We start from the raw sequence: 19,296 nt of genomic DNA, 5'->3' as shown, positions 1-19,296 counted from the left end.
CCGGATGGTAGCAAATGCTTTTCCGGGCGTCAGCCGTCAAGTTCCGAGAATCCGCTGAGGAAATGTGGCCCGATGTATCGCTCGGGCAACTGGAACTCGTCCTTGTATTCGACCTGCACCAGGTACAGACCAAAAGGATGGGCGGTGACGCCGCCGGTACGCCGGATCCGGCTTTCCAGCACTTCTCGCGCCCACTCCACCGGCCGCTCGCCGGCACCGATGGTCATCAGCACCCCGGCGATGTTGCGCACCATGTGATGCAGGAAGGCGCTGGCACGAATATCCAGGACGATCATCTTGCCGTGCCGGGTGACCCGAAGGTGATGGATCTCCTTGATCGGCGACTTGGCCTGGCACTGCCCGGCCCGGAACGCGCTGAAATCATGGGTGCCCACCAGGAACGCGGCAGCCTGGGCCATGCGCTCGATATCCAGCGGCCGGTGGTTCCAGGTGATTTCTTCGTTGAGATGGGCTGGACGGATCTGATCGTTGTAGATCACATAACGGTAACGCCGGGCGATCGCCTTGAACCGTGCGTGAAAATGCGCGGGCATCTCCTTGGCCCAGCTGACGCTGATGTCGTGGGGCAAATTGATATTGGCCCCCATCACCCAGGCCTTCATCGAACGCACGGCCTGAGTATCGAAATGCACCACCTGCCCGCAGGCATGCACCCCGGCATCGGTGCGTCCGGCACAGGACACCACCACCGGAGAATCCGCGACCCGGGACAGGGCCTTCTCCAGGGTTTCCTGGACACTGGGCACACCGGAGGCCTGACGCTGCCAGCCGCGGTAGCGCGAGCCCTTGTATTCCACACCCAGGGCGATTCGGGAAAAGCCTTCGGCTGCCATTTCGGCGGCCGGGTTATCTATATTTGCCAAGAACTTACAGCCTGCTGATATGCGCAAAGGCGCTCATTATAGGGCCGCAGACAATAGACGCCACGGGCTGTCGGGCTTTGTTTGCAGATTGATCAGCCATACAGCCGCCCACAGGGCGATTGCATCCGCCCCCAGGCAAACGCTATATAGTTTTTTATATATCGAAAACAACAAAGCCCCCTGATCGAGAACCGATGAATGATCGCAACCAGCAAAGAAGCCGTAGGCCTGGCCTACAGCCTGGAGGGCATGCTCCATGCCAAGCGCATGACCTGGGAGGCCATCGGGCAGATCGCCCGGCAGGTCAAGCCAGGCATGCAGGAATCCGCCGCCAGGGAAATGGGCCTGCAAGTCCTGCGGGAGATGGGTATGGAGCGAATCTGGCATCCGCTGCTGATCCGCTTTGGCGCCAATACCCTGAAAACCTTCAAGCAACGCTCCGATGGCGATCCGCTACTCCAGGAAAACGATCTGTTCTTCATCGACCTGGGCGTGGTCTGGGATCGCCATGAAGGTGATTGCGGGGCGACGTTCGTGGTCGGCGACGACGCTGAAATGCATGCCTGTGCCGCCGCGGCGAAAAGCCTGTTCGACCAGGTCCACGACCACTGGCAGAGCCACCTGGTGGCTGGCCCTGAACTCTATCGCTATGCACAGGAACAGGCCCGAGCCATGGGCTGGGTACTCAATCTGGATATCAAGGGCCATCGGGTCAGCGACTTTCCCCACGCCATCTACCGCGCCGGGGATCTGGGAGATTTCGCCGCCTGCCCGCAAGTGGGTCTGTGGATCCTGGAAATCCAGATCGCCCACCCTACCCGGCCCTTCGGTGCCTTTTACGAAGACCTGCTGGCCTGAGCCTCACCACCGCAGCGCCACCAACAAAAACGGCAGCCTCATCGGCTGCCGTTCTGTTCAAGCATCAGGTTGCTTCAGGCCAGTCGCCCCAGCATCTCCTGGGCTTCGCTCTTCTGCCCTTCGTTACCTTCGCTCAGCACCTCACCGAGGATGTCCCGCGCACCGTCGTTATCCCCCATATCGATATAGGCCTGGGCCAGATCGAGCTTGGTGGCCACCTCATCGCTGCCGGAGAGGAAGTCGAAGTCCGCCTCATCAGGCGCTGCAGCGGCATCCTCGGCAGTGAAGCTGGGGATCGCCGGCTCCGGCTGATCAAGGCTCTGGCTCAGACGATCCAGTTCGGCGTTGACATCATCCAGCTCGGAAGTGAAGGCGTCCTTGGAGTCCGCGCCAGCATCCAGCTCATCGGCCAGGGACAGATCGAAGTCCGCCGACAGGTCCAGGTCATCCAGGGCCGGGTCGGTGACGGTAGGCACGTCGCCTGCCGGCAGGTCCTTGAGGTCGTCGTCCAGGCTCAGCAGGAAATCTTCATCGCTCGGCTTCGCCGCCGGTAGATCAGCCCCCAGGTCCAGATCGAAATCACCCAGGTCGTCCAGGTTTTCCTCGGGAGCAAGCTGCTGCTCGAGCACCGAGCCAAAGCTCAGGTCGTCATCCAGCGGGAAGTCTTCCAGCTCGGTTTCAGGTTCAGGGGTGAGCACTGCCGGTGAAGCCGCCTCAAGGTCATCCAGGCTCAGGTCAAAATCCGCATCCAGGCCTTCTACCGGAGCAGCCGGCTCAGGCGCTGGCGGTTCGTCCTGCAGCAGCTCCTTGACGTACTCGGCATCCAGTTCGGCTGCCACGGCCGCAGTGGCCAGGCCAGCTGCCGCCGCTACCGCGACCATTGCCGGGAAGCGACTTTTCAGTTGCTCGACCTGAGCGTGGTTATCGCCATTGGCCACCAACTGCCGTTCCTGGGCGACAAAGGCGCTGCGGTCACCCTGATGCGCGTAGACCTCCATCAGCTTCAGGCGCAGATCACTGCGTTGCGGCTCCAACTTGACCGCTTCTTCGAGAATCGCCGCGGCCTGGTTCAGGCGGCCGGCATCGATGTGATTCTGAGCCTGGCCCAGCACATCGGTGGCCCGCTCGACCGGGGCTACCGGAGCGGGCGCCACCACCGGCGCTGGAGCTGGAGCTGGAGCTGGAGCTGGAGCTGGAGCGAGATTAACGCTTGGGGCTGGAACCTCAAGGCCTTCGAAGCTGCTTTCCGGCAGGTCCATTTCCTCGGTGAAATCGCTTTCCTCCGACAGTGCCCGCGCCATGCGCAAGTGCTTCTCCGCTTCCTGCTGAGCCTTGCGGCGACGAGCCAGCAACAGCAACAGCAGCAACAAGGCCAATACCGCACCACCACCCACCAGCCCCAGCAGGATCGGGTTGGACAGCAGATCGGAGTATTTATCCTCGTCGCTCTTGGCGGGAACGGCATCCGCAGCAGGCTTGGCAGCCGGCTCGCTGGCTGGGGCCGCTGGCGCCACCACTGGGGCTGGCGCTTCGGGCTTGGCCACCAACTCAGCTGGCATTGCCGGAGCTGGCTGGGCATTAGGTACCGCAGTACCTGCGCCCTCGGCCTGCATCTTGGCCAACTGGTTGTTCTTCAATTCGATCAGGCGCTGCAGCTTGTCCAGCTGGCTTTGCAGGTCCGCCATGCGCTCCTTGAGCTCGGCGTTGTCACGACGGGTTGCGTCGAGGCTTTCCTGAGTCACCGCCAGCTTGTTGTTCAGCGCCTTGGCATCGCCGGCTGCGCCCTTGCCCCGGGTCTTGCCGTTTTCAGCGGACACCAGGCTCAGGTTGTCCTTGGTGTTGACCTGCTTGGGTGCCTTGTCGGCACCGGCGCGACGAGTCGCGTCCACCTGCTGCTGGCCACGGGCACCGGCGCGGCGGCCCTGGCGCCAGGCAGCATTCTGCGCCGCCACTTCAGCAATTGCCTTGGGCTGCGGCAGCGCGGTGCTCTGCACCACATCGGGCAGGCGCAGCACCTTGCCGGTCTTCAGCCGATTGATGTTGCCATCGATAAAGGCATCCGGGTTCAGCGCCTGGATCGCCAGCATGGTCTGCTGGATAGAGGCACCGTTGCGGTTCTTGGCGGCGATTTCCCACAAGGTGTCACGGGCCGAGGTGGTGTACTGCTCCGGCTTGCCCGACTTGTTGGCGCGAGTGACCGGGGCACTCACCGCCGGGGCGCCCACTGGCGCGCTCTGCGCAGCGGCGGCGGCCTGCGGGGAGAATTTCGAAGGGTCCAGCAGCACACTGTAGTCGCGCAGCAGGCGGCCGTTGGGCCACATCACCTGCACCAGGAACTTGACCATCGGCTCCGACAGCGGCTGGCTCGAGGTCACCCGCAGCACACTCTTGCCGCCGGGATTGAGAATCGGAGTGAAACGCAGGTCGTTGAGAAAGGCCTGGCGATCAACGCCGGCCTTGGCGAACTCTTCTGCCGGCGCAAGGCTGGGCACTACCTCGGCGGCAGTGAGATCCTTGACATCGAGCAATTCGATTTCTGCTACCAGAGGCTGGTTCAGACTCGACTTCAGGGTCAGCTCCCCAAGCCCAAGCGCCTGCGCCATACCGGAGGACAGCGCCGAGGCGGCCGCTATTGCTAACACCAGTTTGCGAACTTGAACCATAGCCTCATCCTTTGTTTGAACATTCCTCGGCCAGCGAGAAGGTTTTGTAGCGGCTGCCAACAGGCATTGCGCGGGACCATCAACGACCACGACGCGCGATTATTTCTTGCATGCCCCGGGAGCACCTGACGGCCACTCACCTCCAGCAACTTGCCAAGCATAGCGCCCGGCTAGATTCATTCTGCAAATTGTTGCCAAGTATCTTTTACAGCAGGTCTTTTATCAACAATTCAGCCAGCTGCACAGCGTTCAAGGCCGCACCTTTGCGTACGTTATCCGAGGTCAGCCACAGATTCAGTTCCGTCGGGTCGTCGACCCCGGAACGAACCCGCCCCACATAGACAACATCCTGGCCCACGGCGTCACCCACGGCAGTCGGATAGTCGCCCGCCTCCACCAGCTCCAGGCCGGGGGCCGCTTCCAGCGCCGCATTGACTGCCGCCAGGTCAACGGCGCTGCCTGACTGCAGAGTCACGCTATAGCTATCGCCAAAAAATACCGGCGCTTGAATGCAAGTGACAGAAATCTTTAATAAAGGCTGCCCCAGCACCTCGCGCAACTCCCGGACCAGGCGCTTTTCCAGCAGGGTATGGCCCTGGGCGTCTGGAGTGCCGACCTGGGCCAGCAGGTTGAAGGCCACTTGCCGATCGAAAAAGCGTGGCTCCATGGGGCGCACATTCAACAGTTCGGCCGTCTGCCGGGCCAGTTCGCTGACGGCCTCACGGCCCTGGCTGGAGATCGCCAGGCTGGCGGTCAGGTTGACCCGCTGGATGTCCAGCAAGCCTTGCAACGGCGCCAGCGCCACGGCCAGGGCGGTAGCCGAAGCGCTCGGGCTGCTCAGTTGCAATGGTTTTTTCAAGCCGGCCAGCACCTGGGCATTGGCTTCGGGAACGACATTGGGCGCCTGGGTCGAAGGCAAGGCACCGGAAAGATCGATCACCGCGCAGTTGGCCGCCGTGGCACGCGGGGCAAAACTCAGGGTCACCGCCGGGCCGGCCGCGAAGAATGCCAGCTGGACCTTGCTGAAATCGAACTCGTCGACTTCACGCACCCGCACGTTCTTGCCGCGGAACGGCACCGAATGACCGGCCGACTCGCTACTGGCCAGCAGGTGCAGGTTGGCAACGGGGAAGTCACGTTCTTCCAGAATCTGCACCAGGGTTTCGCCGACAGTACCGGTGGCACCGATCACGGCAATATCAAGGGAAGGAGTCATGGTGCTACCTCAGGCGAAACGGGGGGAGCGGCACTTTACCCGGCACGGGGTGGCGAGGCAATTCGCGGGGGGGAGCTGTGGCTGGAACGAAGCACTCTTCGCGGGCAAGCCCACTCCTGCGGTGGGCATGAAAAAGCCCGCGCCTTGTGCAAGGGGCGGGCTATTTCAAGCGCTCAGAGAATCAACGCTCCAGCAGGATCCGCAGCATGCGGCGCAGCGGCTCGGCCGCCCCCCACAGCAACTGGTCGCCGACAGTGAAGGCGCCCAGGAACTGCGAGCCCATGTTCAGCTTGCGCAGGCGGCCCACCGGAATGTTCAGGGTGCCGGTGACCTTGGTCGGGCTCAGCTCCTGCATGCTGATATCACGCTGGTTCGGCACCAGCTTGACCCAAGGGTTGTGCTGGCTGATCAGCCCTTCGATATCGGCGATCGGCACATCCTTGTTGAGCTTGATGGTCAGCGCCTGGCTGTGGCAGCGCATGGCGCCGATGCGCACGCAGATGCCGTCCACCGGGATCGGGCTCTTGAAGCGACCGAGGATCTTGTTGGTCTCGGCCTGGGCCTTCCACTCTTCACGGCTCTGGCCGTTAGGCAGTTCCTTGTCGATCCATGGAATCAGGCTACCGGCCAGCGGCACGCCGAAGTTCTCGGTCGGGTAGGCATCGCTGCGCATGGCCTCGGCCACCTTGCGATCGATGTCGAGGATGGCACTGGCCGGGTTGGCCAGTTCATCAGCGACGGCAGCGTGGGTGGCGCCCATCTGCTTGATCAGCTCGCGCATGTTCTGCGCGCCGGCGCCGGAGGCGGCCTGATAGGTCATGGCGCTCATCCACTCCACCAGGCCGGCTTCGAACAGGCCGCCCAGGCCCATCAGCATCAGGCTGACGGTGCAGTTGCCGCCGATGTAGTTCTTGGTGCCCGCATCCAGCTGCTGGTCGATGACCTTGCGGTTCACCGGATCGAGGATGATCACCGCGTCATCTTCCATGCGCAGGCTGGATGCGGCATCGATCCAGTAGCCCTGCCAGCCCGCTTCGCGCAGTTTGGGGAAGACTTCGCTGGTGTAGTCGCCACCCTGGCAGGTCAGAATCACGTCGAGGGTTTTCAACTCTTCAATGCTGTAGGCGTCCTTCAGCGGAGCAATATCCTTGCCCACCGACGGCCCCTGGCCACCGACATTGGAAGTGGTGAAAAACACCGGTTCAATAAGATCGAAGTCCTGCTCTTCCAGCATCCGCTGCATGAGCACGGAACCGACCATACCGCGCCAACCGATCAGACCTACACGTTTCATCGCAACTACACCTATACAAAAGTGGGCCACTGTCTGTGCAGTGGGCCCGAAAGATTACAGATTCCGCAGCGCGGCGACTACTGCATCGCCCATTTCCTGCGTACCGACTTTGGTGCAACCGGCCGACCAGATGTCGCCGGTTCGCAAACCCTGGTCCAGGACCCGGCTCACGGCCTGCTCGATGGCGTCCGCGGCCTCGGTCAGGTTAAAGCTGTAGCGCAACATCATCGACACCGAGAGGATGGTCGCCAGCGGGTTGGCAATGCCCTGCCCGGCGATGTCCGGCGCCGAACCGTGGCATGGCTCGTACATGCCCTTGTTGTTGGCATCCAGGGACGCCGACGGCAGCATGCCGATGGAACCGGTAAGCATCGAGGCTTCGTCGGAAAGAATATCGCCGAACATGTTGTCGGTGACGATCACATCGAACTGCTTCGGCGCACGCACCAGTTGCATGGCGGCGTTGTCCACGTACATGTGGCTCAACTCGACATCCGGGTAGTCCTTGGCCACTTGCTCGACCACTTCACGCCACAGTTGGCTGGACGCCAGGACGTTGGCCTTGTCCACCGAGCACAGCTTCTTGCCGCGCACGCGGGCCATGTCGAAGCCGACCCGGGCAATACGGCGGATTTCACTCTCGCTGTACGGCAGGGTGTCGTAGGACTGGCGTTCGCCGTTTTCCAGTTCGCGGGTGCCCCGTGGCGCGCCGAAGTAGATGCCACCGGTCAGCTCTCGAACGATGAGGATGTCCAGGCCGGAGACAATTTCCGGTTTCAGGCTCGAAGCATCGGCCAGTTGCGGGTAGAGGATCGCCGGGCGCAGGTTGCCGAACAGGCCCAGTTGCGCACGAATCTTCAGCAGGCCGCGCTCAGGGCGGATGTCACGCTCGATCTTGTCCCACTTCGGGCCGCCCACGGCGCCCAGCAGCACCGCATCGGCGGCCCGGGCACGATCCAGGGTCTCATCGGCCAGGGGCACACCGTGCTTGTCGATGGCCGCACCGCCGATCACGTCGTGGCTCAGCTCGAAGCCCAGGCTGTACTTGTCGTTGGCCAATTCCAGGACCTTGACCGCCTCGGCCATGATTTCCGGGCCAATACCGTCACCGGGGAGAATCAGAATCTGCTTGCTCATGCGTTCCTCGTTTGCTCTGTCGGCACGCCCGCAGGCGTGCCCGGAAAAAGTCTATCGCTCGGCCCACAGCACCAGTACATCTGTACTGAACGAACCGTCGGCCGCAATCTCAAAATATTCACGCACTTCGTTACCCATTGCCTGCTGCAACTGGCGGATCGCCACCCGCAACGGCTCGGGAGTGCGCATGCGCTCGACCCAGGAGCTGTACTCCAGGCGCAGGCGCTGGCGGCTGGTACTGCGGGTGTGCAGGCCGGCCTCGCTGACCTGGCGCAGCCATTCACCCGCCGAATAATCGCGCACATGGCTGGTATCGCGCAGCACTTCGACGCTTTGCAGGTAAGTGTCCAGCAGCGGACTGCCCGGCGACAAGACATCGATGAACGCCGCCAAGCCGCCCGGCTTCAGGACCCGGCGCACTTCCCGCAGGGCCAGGCCCAGGTCGCTCCAATGGTGGGCCGAGTAACGGCTGAAGACGAAGTCGAACTCGCCATCGGCGAACGGCAGGCGCTCGGCGGCGCCCAGTACGGTGCGGATGTTACCCAGCCCGCGCTCCTGCGCCGCCCCTGCCACCACATCCAGCATCTGCTGGGAGAGGTCGTAGGCCACCACTTCCCTGACCTGCGGCGCGACATGAAAACTGACGTGGCCGGCACCGCAGCCCAGGTCCAGGAGCCGGGCTGTGCCCTTGCCTGCCACCTCGGCCTGCAGCAAGGCGAATTCGGCACCCTGAGCGTGCACGGCGCTGCTCAGGTAAGCCGAAGCCTGCTCGCCAAATTGCTTCTGTACTACCTGGCTGTGGGCGTTGCTGGTCATGGGGCGATCCTTTTGGGCAAGGGAAACGGCGTTCGCGGGCAAGCCAGCTCCTACAACGCCATCCGTAGGGGCCGGCTTGCCGTCGATCAGGCAATCAGGCGTCGCGGAACAGCCAGGGCTGGCTGGCGCGATGCTTGGCCTCGAAGGCGGCGATGGCGTCGCCGTCCTGCAGGGTCAGGCCGATGTCGTCCAGACCGTTGAGCAGGCAATGCTTGCGGAAGGCATCGATCTCGAACTTCAGCACCTTGCCGTCGGGGCGGGTCACGGTCTGCGCTTGGAGGTCGATGCGCAACTGGTAGCCCGGAGTAGCCTCGACCTGCTGGAACAGCTCGTCGATTTCAGCGTCGCTCAGGATGATCGGCAGCAAGCCGTTCTTGAAGCTGTTGTTGAAGAAGATGTCGGCGTAGCTGGGCGCGATAATGCTGCGAAAACCGTACTCCTCCAGGGCCCACGGCGCGTGCTCGCGGCTGGAGCCGCAACCGAAGTTCTCCCGGGCCAGCAACACGCTGGCACCCTGGTAACGCTCGGCGTTGAGCACGAAATCCTTGTTCAACGGGCGCTTGGAGTTGTCCTGGTAGGGCTGGCCCACGTCCAGGTAGCGCCACTCGTCGAACAGGTTGGGGCCAAAACCGGTGCGCTTGATCGACTTGAGAAACTGCTTGGGGATGATCTGGTCGGTGTCGACGTTGGCACGATCCAGAGGCGCGACCAAACCATTGTGCTGAGTGAAAGCTTTCATGCTGCGCTCCTTAGATCAATTCACGGACGTCGACGAAACGACCGCTGACAGCGGCGGCGGCGGCCATGGCCGGGCTGACCAGGTGGGTACGCCCACCGGCACCCTGGCGCCCTTCGAAGTTGCGGTTCGAGGTCGAGGCGCAATGCTCGCCGGACTCCAGGCGGTCCGGGTTCATCGCCAGGCACATCGAGCAGCCCGGCTCACGCCATTCGAAACCGGCTTCGAGGAAGATCTTGTCCAGGCCTTCCGATTCGGCCTGCGCCTTGACCAGGCCCGAGCCCGGCACCACGATCGCCTGCTTGATGGTGGAAGCCACTTTGCGGCCCTTGGCGATGACCGCGGCGGCGCGCAAGTCTTCGATCCGCGAGTTGGTGCAGGAGCCGATGAAGACGCGGTCCAACTGAATGTCGGTGATCGCCTGATTGGCGCTCAAGCCCATGTACTTCAAGGCGCGGACGATGGAATCGCGCTTGACCAGATCCATTTCCTTGGCCGGGTCCGGTACGTTCTGATCCACCGCCAGGACCATTTCCGGGGACGTGCCCCAGCTGACCTGCGGCTTGATCTGTGCGGCATCGAGCTCGACCACGGTATCGAACTTGGCGTCGGCATCGGACACCAGGTCCTTCCAGGCGTCGACGGCCAAGTCCCATTCGGCGCCCTTGGGGGCGAACGGACGTCCCTTGACGTATGCCACGGTCTTTTCGTCCGCCGCCACCAGGCCGACACGGGCACCGGCTTCGATGGACATGTTGCAGATGGTCATGCGGCCTTCGACGGACAGCTCGCGAATCGCGCTACCGGCGAACTCGATGGCATGGCCGTTACCGCCGGCGGTGCCGATCTTGCCGATCACGGCCAGGACGATGTCCTTGGCGGTCACGCCGAAAGGCAAGGTGCCTTCCACGCGCACCAGCATGTTCTTCATTTTCTTGGCCACCAGGCACTGGGTGGCAAGGACGTGCTCCACCTCGGAGGTGCCGATGCCATGGGCCAGGGCGCCGAAAGCACCGTGGGTCGAGGTGTGGGAGTCACCACAGACCACGGTCATGCCCGGCAAGGTGGCGCCCTGCTCCGGGCCGATCACGTGGACGATGCCCTGGCGCACGTCGTTCATCTTGAATTCGACAATGCCGTATTCATCGCAGTTGTCGTCGAGGGTCTGCACCTGGAGGCGGGAAACCTGGTCGGCGATCGCTTCGATCCCGCCCTTGCGCTCCGGCGTGGTCGGTACGTTGTGGTCCGGGGTGGCGATGTTGGCATCGATGCGCCATGGCTTGCGCCCGGCCAGACGCAGGCCTTCGAAGGCTTGCGGCGAGGTCACTTCGTGGATGATGTGACGATCGATATAGATCAGCGCCGAACCATCGTCGCGCTGCTTGACCAAATGCGAATCCCAGAGCTTGTCGTAGAGCGTCTTGCCGGCCATCGGACCATTCCTCATCAGCTTGTTTCTATGCCCCGGGCCCCGATCGTGCGCCGATCAATAACCCTTTGGCTTGTGAGGCCGATCCTATGGCGTTAGATTAAATAACTCAAATTCATATTTTTCATGCTTTGGATAACCAACTGGAATGCAACCATGGACCTGGCCAACCTCAACGCCTTTATAGCCATCGCCGAGACCGGCAGCTTTTCCGGCGCCGGCGAACGCCTGCACCTGACCCAGCCAGCCATCAGCAAACGCATCGCCGGCCTGGAGCAGCAACTCAACGTGCGGCTGTTCGACCGCCTGGGGCGGGAGATCGGCCTGACCGAGGCCGGGCGTGCCCTGCTACCCCGGGCCTACCAGATCATCAATGTGCTGGATGACACCCGCCGCGCCCTGACCAACCTCACCGGCGAAGTCAGTGGCCGCCTGACCCTGGCCACCAGCCATCACATTGGCCTGCACCGCCTGCCGCCATTGCTGCGGGCCTTCACCCGGCGCTACCCGCAAGTGGCCCTGGACATCCAGTTCCTCGACTCCGAAGTGGCCTACGAGGAAATCCTCCATGGCCGCGCCGAACTGGCAGTGATCACCCTGGCCCCCGAGCCCCACTCCCTGGTCAAGGCCACCGCGGTCTGGGACGACCCGCTGGACTTCGTCGCAGCGCCGGAACACCCGCTGGTCAGCAGCGGCCAGGTGAGCCTGGCGGACATTGCCCTGCATCCCGCGGTTTTCCCCGGCGGCAATACCTTTACCCACCATATTGTCCAACGCCTGTTTGAAGCCCAGGGCCTGACGCCGAACATCGCCATGAGTACTAACTATCTGGAAACTATAAAGATGATGGTGTCCATCGGCCTGGCCTGGAGCGTGCTGCCACGCACCATGCTCGACGACCAGGTGGCGCGCATTCCTTTACCGGGCATACAGCTGCACCGCCAGCTAGGCTATATCCTGCATACCGAACGGACACTTTCGAACGCTGCGCGGGCTTTCATGGCCTTACTGGATGCACAAGTCGATTGGCCAGGGAACCCGGCATAACACTCCGGGTATCGCCCGTGCCACGCCGCAGCGCCATGAGTATCCCGCACCCGACGAATGACTCAGCTCAAGGCCTGACCTCCATGCCCAAACCCGCTGACCGTATTCCGCCCTTGCCGCGTATCCATGCTGTCGACCCCCGGGAGTCGGAGCAAAGCTGGGAAAACGCACCGCAGCTGCTCGCCGCCCTCAATGGTGCGCGCCTGGGGGCCTGGTATTGGGATATTGAAAGCGGGCAGATCAGCTGGTCCCGGGGCACCCAGGCGCTGTTTGGCTTCGACCCGCGCCAGCCCTTGCCGGAAAACCTCGAATACCTCGACCTGCTGCCCATCGAGGACCGGGCCAGGACGATTCGCGCCTTTCATTCAGTGCTGGCCGGCGCGCCGCTGGAACACGCCATGCACCACCGCATCCGCTGGCCCGACGGCAGCCTGCACTGGCTGGAGATCAACGGCAGCGTGTTACCGGACAAGCACGGCAAGCCGCGAATGATCGGGGTGATCCGCGAGATCACCCACCAGCGCCAACGCGAAGAAGCCCTCAGCAGTTCGGAAAAGCGCTTTGCCACGCTGTTTCACCTATGCCCCAACACCGTGCTGCTGACCCGCCTGGAAGATGGCCTGATCAGCGAGGCCAACCAGTACTTCGAAAGCCAGTTCGGCTGGCCCGCCGAGCACGTGATCGGCCGTACCACCCTGGAGATCGGCCTGTGGGTCAACCCCGAACAGCGCGCCCAACTGATCAAGGCGGTCCAGAAGAAGGGCCAGGCCGCCAGCCTCGAAGTGCAATTTCGCGCCAGCAACGGGCAGATCCATGACGGCATCCTCAGTGCCCAGAAGGTTGAACTGGAGGGCAAGGCCTACCTGCTCAGCACCTTTCTCGACACCAGCGAGCGCAAACGATCCGAACAGGCGCTCAAGGACAGCCAGGAACGCCTGGACCTGGCCCTGGATTCGGCGCAACTGGGCACCTGGGACTGGCACATTCCCAGCGGCATGCTCTACGGCTCGGCCCGCGCCGCGCAATTGCACGGCCTGGAACCCATCCCTTTCCATGAATCCTTCGACGCCTTCTTCGAAGGCGTACCCACCGAAGAGCGCAACTCCATGCGCGATGCCTACCGCAGCCTGCGCGAAGGCCCGGCGGGCAACTATCAACTGACCTACCGGGTGCAACTGGAGGACGGCAGCTCGCGCTACCTGGAAAGCCGCGCCCGCCTCTACCGCGACGAACAGGGCAGCCCGCTGCGCATGGCCGGCACTCTGCTGGACATCACCGAGCAGGTGGAACGGGAACAGCGCCTGATCACCTCCGAAGAGAAATTCGCCAGCCTGTTCCAGGTCAGCCCCGACCCAATCTGCGTGACCTTGCTGGAAACCGGTCAGTTCATCGAGATCAACTCCAGCTTCACCCAGACCTTCGGCTGGACCCTGGACGAAGTGCTAAACCGCAGCGCCGAACAGATCGGCCTTTGGGAAGACGCCGCGCCGCGCCTGCGGCGCATCGAGCAGGTGATTCGTGAACAGGCGCTGAATAATGTGGCAGTGGTGGTCCACCACAAGAACGGCCAGCCGCTGACCTGCATCATTTCCAGCCGCCTGATCACCGTGGACAAGCAGCCCTGCATCGTCACCAACCTGCGGGACATCACCCAGCAGCAGCGCTCGGAGGCGGCCCTCAAGGCCAGCGAAGAGAAGTTCGCCAAGGCCTTTCACTCCAGCCCTGATGCCATCAGCATCACCGAGCGCGACACGGGCCGCTATCTGGAAGTCAACGATGGTTTCTGCCGCCTGACCGGCCACCGCAACGACGAGGTGATCGGCCGCACCATGTACCAGATCGGCATCTGGGCCGAAGAAGCGCAACTCTCCACCTTGCTGGCTGAGCTCCAGATCAAGGGCCGGGTGCACCACCTGGAAATGCTCGGGCGCAACAAGCGCGGGGAAATCCTCACCCTGGAAGTATCGGTGGAACCCATCACCCTCAACGAAACGCCCTGCCTGCTAATGACCGCCCGGGACGTCAGCCTGCTGAAGAACGCCCAGGCACAGATCCGCCACCTGGCTTACCACGACCCCCTGACCAACCTGCCCAACCGCGCCCTGCTGATGGACCGCCTGAGCCAGCAGATTGCCCTGCTCAAGCGTCATAACCTGCGCGGTGCCCTACTGTTTCTCGACCTCGATCACTTCAAGCACATCAACGACTCCCTGGGCCACCCGGTGGGCGACACCGTGTTGAAAATCATCACCGCCCGGCTCGAAGCCAGCGTGCGCATGGAAGACACCGTGGCACGCCTGGGCGGCGATGAGTTCGTGGTCCTGCTGAGTGGCCTTGAGGGCACGCGCAACGAAGTCAGCGAACAGGTCCGCCAGTTGGCCGACACCCTGCGCGAACTGCTGTCCGAACCGATGTTCCTCGATGGCCAGCGCCTGCAGGTCACCCCGAGCATCGGTGTGGCACTGATTCCCGACCACGGCTCGACCCCCACCGACCTGCTCAAGCGCGCCGACATCGCCCTTTATCGGGCCAAGGATTCAGGGCGCAACACCACCCAGATGTTCCACAACACCATGCAAAAAGCCGCCAGCGAACGCCTGCGCATGGAAACCGACCTGCGCCTGGCCCTGTCCCGGGGCGAATTCAGCGTGCACTTCCAGCCCCAGGTGGACGCCCGCGACAACCGCATCGTCGGCGCCGAAGCCTTGGTGCGCTGGCAACACCCGGAGTTGGGCGCACAGTCGCCGACCGAGTTCATCAAGGTGCTGGAGGACAGCGGCCTGATCCTCGAAGTGGGCACCTGGATTCTCGACGAGGCCTGCCTGGCCTTCAGCCAGTTGATCGATCAGAAACTGGTGGATCCCCAGCACTTCAGCCTGTGCGTCAACATCAGCCCGCGGCAGTTCCGCCAGACCGACTTTGTCGAGCGGGTCGAACACAGCCTGCACGCCTACGCACTGCCCTCGAGCCTGCTGAAGCTGGAGATCACCGAAGGCATCGTGATCCAGAACCTGGAAGACACCATCAACAAGATGCGCCGGCTGAAGAAACTCGGAGTGAGCTTTGCCATGGACGACTTCGGCACCGGCTACTCGTCCCTGACCTACCTCAAGCGCTTGCCGGTGGACACCTTGAAGATCGACCAGTCCTTCGTCCGCGATGCGACCCACGACCCCAACGATGCGGAAATCATCCGGGCCATTGTCGCCATGGCCCGCAGCCTGAACCTCAAGGTCATCGCCGAAGGCGTGGAAACCCCGCAGCAGCTCGAATTCCTCCAGGGCCTGGAGTGCCACCTGTACCAGGGTTTCCTCCATAGCAGGCCGTTGCCGCTGAGCGAATTCAAGAAGCTGCTGGAATGACAGGCACGAAAAAGGGCGCCACCAGGGCGCCCTTTTTTTGCAGCGGTCTTAGTGTTGCAGAGCCGCCTGCTGCGCACCGTTGATCGGGATGCGCTTGGCTTTGGCCTCTTCCGGCACAACCCGCAGCAGGTCGATATTCAACAGACCGTTGCTCAGGGCCGCGGCCTTGACCTCGATATGGTCGGCCAGGCGGAAGGACAGCTTGAATGCACGCTGGGCAATGCCCTGGTGCAGGTAAGTGACGCTTTCATTGGCATCGCGCTTGCCACCGCTCACAGTCAACACGCCTTTTTCCACTTGCAGTTCCAGGTCTTCTTCCTGGAAACCGGCGGCGGCAATGACGATGCGGTATTGATCGTCAGCGTGTTTCTCAACGTTGTAGGGTGGGTAGCTGCTGCCTGGTTCGTTGCGCAGTGCCGACTCGAACAGATCATTGAAACGGTCGAAGCCGACAGAGGAACGGAACAGTGGAGCCAAGGAAAATGCAGTACTCATGGGTGTTTCTCCTGATTATTCAGCGAGTGGTTATCTCCGCGACCCGAATTCGGCATCGCGTACCCAAGAGATAGGGATGGGCTCCAGCGTTTCAAGACATGCCTTAAAAATTTTTTACGCCGCCTCGCTCCGGGGCATGCCCAACAGGCGCCCGACCTGATCCAGCTCGGTTTCCCGGCGCAGGGCGGTGAACAGTTCGACCGCTTCCGGGTAGTTGCGGGTCAGCATCGCCAGCCATTGCTTCAGGCGCCCCGGCGCCGAACGCGGGGTCAGTTGCACCACTACCTGAGCCCAGAAATCCTGGAGCATCGGCTGCAGGTCGGTCCAGGACATTTCCACCACTTCTTCACCGGCCCGGGCTGCGGCGATCTGCCGGGCCAGATCGGGACGCGAAACCAGCCCGCGACCCAGCATGATGTCCTCGACGCCGCTGATTTCCCGGCAACGGCGCCAGTCCTCGACGCTCCAGATATCCCCGTTGGCGAACACCGGCACCTTGACCACTTCCTGCACCCGCGGGATCCACTCCCAATGGGCCGGCGGCTTGTAGCCGTCGACCTTGGTCCGCGCGTGCACCACGATATGTTCGGCGCCACCCTCGGCCAGCGCTGTGGCACAGACCAGCGAGCCATCCGGGCTGTCGAAGCCCAGGCGCATTTTCGCCGTGACCGGAATGTGCGCCGGCACCGCACGCCGCACATGCTCGACGATCTGGTTCAGCAGCTCGGGCTCCTTGAGCAGCACCGCCCCGCCCCGGGACTTGTTGACGGTCTTGGCCGGGCAACCGAAGTTCAGGTCGATGACCTCACTGCCCAGCTCGCAGGCCAGGGCCGCGTTCTCTGCCAGGCACACCGGGTCCGAACCCAGCAACTGCACTCGCAGCGGCACGCCGGCCGCGGTGTGTGCACCGTGCAGCAGTTCGGGGGCGAGCTTGTGGAAGTAGGCAGGCGTCAACAGGCGGTCATTGACGCGGATGAACTCGGTGACACACCAGTCGATCCCGCCAACACGAGTCAGTACATCCCGCAGGATGTTGTCGACCAACCCCTCCATGGGCGCCAGGGCAATTTGCATGAAACACACTCGACAAGAAAACGGGCAAAAAAACGTCCGCCAGTTTACTGGGTTTCGACCTTCAGCAGGAGTTTTACAGGGGCGAGCCAGCCGTTGCAGGCGCCTTCGCTGGCAAGCCGGCGCCTGCACGGGCACAGGGAGGTGTCAGGCGCCCTGCAGGGCCGGGCCGTAACCGTCCAGGAACTCGGCGGGCATGCGCTTGGGCTTGCCGGTGGACAGCTCGATGCAGACAAAGGTGGTCTGGGCCCGCAACAGGGTCGTACCGTCGCTCGGGCGCATCAGCTGGAAACGCCGGGTCATCTTCAGGCGCTGGTCCCAATCGACGATCCAGGTGGCCAGTTGCAGCTCATCGCCTTCATAGGCCGCCGCCAGGTAATCGATCTCGTGCCGCACCACGGCCATCGCCCGGTCCAGGCGCCGGTATTCGGCCAGGTCCAGCCCCAGGCGTTGCGAATGTCGCCAGGCGCAACGCTCCAGCCAGGTCACGTAGACCGCATTGTTGGCGTGCCCGAGGCCATCGATATCCTCGGCGGCCACCTGCAGATCGATGACGAATGGCGTTGCCAGATCCCAACTCATGCCCGACTCCCGGTCAGTTTTTTTGACCGGGGCAGTGTAACGGATGCTCAGGCCGATTGGCGCGCTTGCAGATGCCGTCCACTGACCAGCGCCACCACCGCATCCACCACGCGGGAGTCGGCCAATATCCGCTGGTGGCCACCTTCACTCAAGCGCAGGAGACGGCTGTCGAACCAGGCCTGGTGGATGAGCTCCGATTCCTTGACCGGAACGAAGAGGTCATCTTCGGCGTGAATGATCAGGCCGGGCATATCCAACTGATACTGGGCCACGTCCATGGCGGCGGCGCGCATTCCGACCTTCTTCTCAACCTGGCGGATAAAGGCGGAACGCGCCCTGGGCGGCAACCGCATGTAGCTGGCAAAACCGCGCAACACGGCCAAGATACGTGCCGGCGCGGCAATACTGACCAGGGTTTCGGTGCGCAGGCCCAATTGCACCGCGAGCATGGCGCTGGCACCGCCCATGGAGTGGCCGATCACCGCGCGCAAGGGCGGCAATTCGGCTGCTGCCTCCAGCATCGCCCGGGCAAACAGTGCCACGTTTGCCTCATCGCCCGGGGAACGACCATGGGCCGGGCCATCCAGCGCCACGGCGGTATAGCCGGCGGCCACCAGGGCCTCGATCAGGCTGGCAAACTGCGTGGGCCGCCCTTCCCAGCCGTGCATCAGCAATACCGTCGGCCCCTGGCCCCAACGCAGGGCTGAAAGCCCGAAACGCAAGGTCAGGCGCTCGGCACGCGCCAGCAGGGGCAACTCCCACTTTCGTGGCGGCAGCTCGCGAGGGGTCATGAACAAATGACGCATCCGATTCGCCGCCCATTGCGGCGCCACCCACCCCAGAGTGCCATTGACGCCACGAATCCAGCTCAATCTGCTCATCACCTACCTCGCCGTTGCACTTCAGGTCATAGCACCGCCGACTTGGCGGCACGCAGCAAACGATCGGACAACTCGCCGGGCCCCAAGGCCCGCGCCAGGGACAGGCCGCCCACCATCAGCGCCATGTCGGCCAAGGCCTTGTCGGTATCTTCGGGGCTGGCAGCCAGTTGCGCGACCATCAGCTCCATGTGTTCGTTCAAGGCCTTGCGAAAGCTCTCGGGCAAGCGCCCCAGTTCGCCGACCGAGGCTGGAATCGGGCACGCCTGCTCGGTGGAGTCGCGGTGTTTGCGCGACAGATAGAACGCCGCTGCCAACGCCCGGCGCTCTTCGCCGCTGAGGCTTGCATCCATTTCATCGAGCAGGCCGCGTCGATGGGAAAGCAACTGAGTGAAAGCCTCCAGCATCAGCGCATCCTTGCTCTCAAAGTGCGCATAGAAGCCGCCTACAGTCAGGCCGGCAGCCCCCATCACCTCACCCACACTCGGTTCGGCCGGGCCGCGCTGGATCAGTGCAGAACTGGCGGCCTGGAGAATACGTTCGCGGGTTTGAGCTTTTTTGTCGTTCATCGTTACCTCCGAATATTACGGAAAAAATATTATTCTCATAATAATTTTCCGCAAGTCGCCAGTGTGACCGTCGGTCAGAAGCACAGGCTGAGGAAGAAAGAGAGATTGGCCGAAGGCCAGAAAAACAAAAGGGTCATTCAATGATTGAATGACCCTTAAAAATCCCGCAGAGCGGGTAAACGTGGCGTCCCCTAGGGGACTCGAACCCCTGTTACCGCCGTGAAAGGGCGGTGTCCTAGGCCACTAGACGAAGGGGACA

The 19,296-nt window shown here is 62.8% G+C and carries 16 protein-coding genes and 1 tRNA gene; 3 read left to right on the top strand and 14 right to left on the bottom strand.

Translation table 11 applies throughout. The features are described from left to right. Nucleotides 1–29 precede the first annotated feature (29 nt). Nucleotides 30–854 carry a tRNA pseudouridine(38-40) synthase TruA gene (truA, locus tag AC1RMG_RS00085; RefSeq protein ID WP_011060382.1) on the bottom strand — a complete coding sequence of 275 codons (825 nt, stop codon included), beginning with the start codon at nucleotides 852–854 and terminating at the stop codon, nucleotides 30–32. A 228-nt stretch (nucleotides 855–1,082) separates the two neighbouring features. Between truA and AC1RMG_RS00080 the strand changes: the two genes are divergently transcribed. Beyond that, nucleotides 1,083–1,742, top strand: a complete 660-nt coding sequence (locus AC1RMG_RS00080; protein ID WP_493167862.1) for a M24 family metallopeptidase — start codon at nucleotides 1,083–1,085, stop codon at nucleotides 1,740–1,742. A gap of 74 nt (nucleotides 1,743–1,816) precedes the next feature. Here AC1RMG_RS00080 and AC1RMG_RS00075 read toward each other — a convergent pair whose 3' ends face one another. From AC1RMG_RS00075 to leuC, 7 genes are all read right to left on the bottom strand, one after another. Next, nucleotides 1,817–4,405: a FimV/HubP family polar landmark protein gene (locus AC1RMG_RS00075; protein ID WP_493167861.1), complete on the bottom strand. Its 2,589-nt coding sequence runs from the start codon at nucleotides 4,403–4,405 to the stop codon at nucleotides 1,817–1,819. Nucleotides 4,406–4,610: 205 nt separating this feature from the next. Beyond that, nucleotides 4,611–5,621, bottom strand: coding sequence for an aspartate-semialdehyde dehydrogenase (locus AC1RMG_RS00070; protein WP_125063441.1), 1,011 nt, complete (start codon nucleotides 5,619–5,621; stop codon nucleotides 4,611–4,613). Nucleotides 5,622–5,802: 181 nt separating this feature from the next. Further along, a complete protein-coding gene (asd, locus tag AC1RMG_RS00065) occupies nucleotides 5,803–6,915 on the bottom strand; it encodes an aspartate-semialdehyde dehydrogenase (protein WP_015634899.1) in 1,113 nt (370 codons plus the stop codon). A 54-nt stretch (nucleotides 6,916–6,969) separates the two neighbouring features. Further along, nucleotides 6,970–8,052 (bottom strand): 3-isopropylmalate dehydrogenase, encoded by a 1,083-nt coding sequence (gene leuB, locus AC1RMG_RS00060; protein ID WP_011060378.1) that lies wholly within the window; start codon nucleotides 8,050–8,052, stop codon nucleotides 6,970–6,972. A gap of 51 nt (nucleotides 8,053–8,103) precedes the next feature. Further along, nucleotides 8,104–8,868: a class I SAM-dependent methyltransferase gene (locus AC1RMG_RS00055; protein WP_401021764.1), complete on the bottom strand. Its 765-nt coding sequence runs from the start codon at nucleotides 8,866–8,868 to the stop codon at nucleotides 8,104–8,106. A gap of 94 nt (nucleotides 8,869–8,962) precedes the next feature. Further along, nucleotides 8,963–9,607: a 3-isopropylmalate dehydratase small subunit gene (gene leuD, locus AC1RMG_RS00050; protein WP_015634896.1), complete on the bottom strand. Its 645-nt coding sequence runs from the start codon at nucleotides 9,605–9,607 to the stop codon at nucleotides 8,963–8,965. A gap of 10 nt (nucleotides 9,608–9,617) precedes the next feature. Further along, nucleotides 9,618–11,036: a 3-isopropylmalate dehydratase large subunit gene (leuC, locus tag AC1RMG_RS00045; protein WP_493167860.1), complete on the bottom strand. Its 1,419-nt coding sequence runs from the start codon at nucleotides 11,034–11,036 to the stop codon at nucleotides 9,618–9,620. Between the two features lie 153 nt (nucleotides 11,037–11,189). On the opposite strand from leuC, the gene AC1RMG_RS00040 reads away from it, so the two are divergent. After that, complete coding sequence (locus AC1RMG_RS00040; RefSeq protein ID WP_011060374.1) at nucleotides 11,190–12,080, top strand: LysR family transcriptional regulator; 891 nt, start codon at nucleotides 11,190–11,192, stop codon at nucleotides 12,078–12,080. An 83-nt stretch (nucleotides 12,081–12,163) separates the two neighbouring features. After that, nucleotides 12,164–15,442 (top strand): EAL domain-containing protein, encoded by a 3,279-nt coding sequence (locus AC1RMG_RS00035; RefSeq protein WP_011060373.1) that lies wholly within the window; start codon nucleotides 12,164–12,166, stop codon nucleotides 15,440–15,442. 48 nt (nucleotides 15,443–15,490) lie between these two features. Here the strand turns inward: AC1RMG_RS00035 and AC1RMG_RS00030 are convergent, their stop codons facing one another. From AC1RMG_RS00030 to AC1RMG_RS00005, 6 genes are all read right to left on the bottom strand, one after another. After that, the gene (locus AC1RMG_RS00030) at nucleotides 15,491–15,937 is read right to left on the bottom strand and encodes an Hsp20 family protein (RefSeq protein ID WP_011060372.1); all 447 of its coding nucleotides are present in this window, start codon (nucleotides 15,935–15,937) and stop codon (nucleotides 15,491–15,493) included. A gap of 114 nt (nucleotides 15,938–16,051) precedes the next feature. Continuing rightward, nucleotides 16,052–17,011 (bottom strand): tRNA dihydrouridine synthase, encoded by a 960-nt coding sequence (locus AC1RMG_RS00025; protein ID WP_493167859.1) that lies wholly within the window; start codon nucleotides 17,009–17,011, stop codon nucleotides 16,052–16,054. Between the two features lie 144 nt (nucleotides 17,012–17,155). Continuing rightward, complete coding sequence (locus AC1RMG_RS00020) at nucleotides 17,156–17,590, bottom strand: acyl-CoA thioesterase (RefSeq protein ID WP_011060370.1); 435 nt, start codon at nucleotides 17,588–17,590, stop codon at nucleotides 17,156–17,158. Nucleotides 17,591–17,637: 47 nt separating this feature from the next. Beyond that, nucleotides 17,638–18,471, bottom strand: coding sequence for an alpha/beta fold hydrolase (locus AC1RMG_RS00015; protein ID WP_015634891.1), 834 nt, complete (start codon nucleotides 18,469–18,471; stop codon nucleotides 17,638–17,640). A gap of 26 nt (nucleotides 18,472–18,497) precedes the next feature. Further along, entirely contained in the window at nucleotides 18,498–19,037 is a 540-nt protein-coding gene (locus AC1RMG_RS00010; protein WP_011060368.1) for a TetR/AcrR family transcriptional regulator, read from the bottom strand. A gap of 182 nt (nucleotides 19,038–19,219) precedes the next feature. Further along, a tRNA-Glu gene (locus AC1RMG_RS00005) sits at nucleotides 19,220–19,295 on the bottom strand. Nucleotide 19,296: the final 1 nt, after the last annotated feature.

The organism is Pseudomonas sp. GW822-FHT04H02 (genome assembly GCF_058800645.1).
Note: the sequence above shows the minus strand (reverse complement) of the source record. Positions and strands in the feature narration are given on the sequence as shown.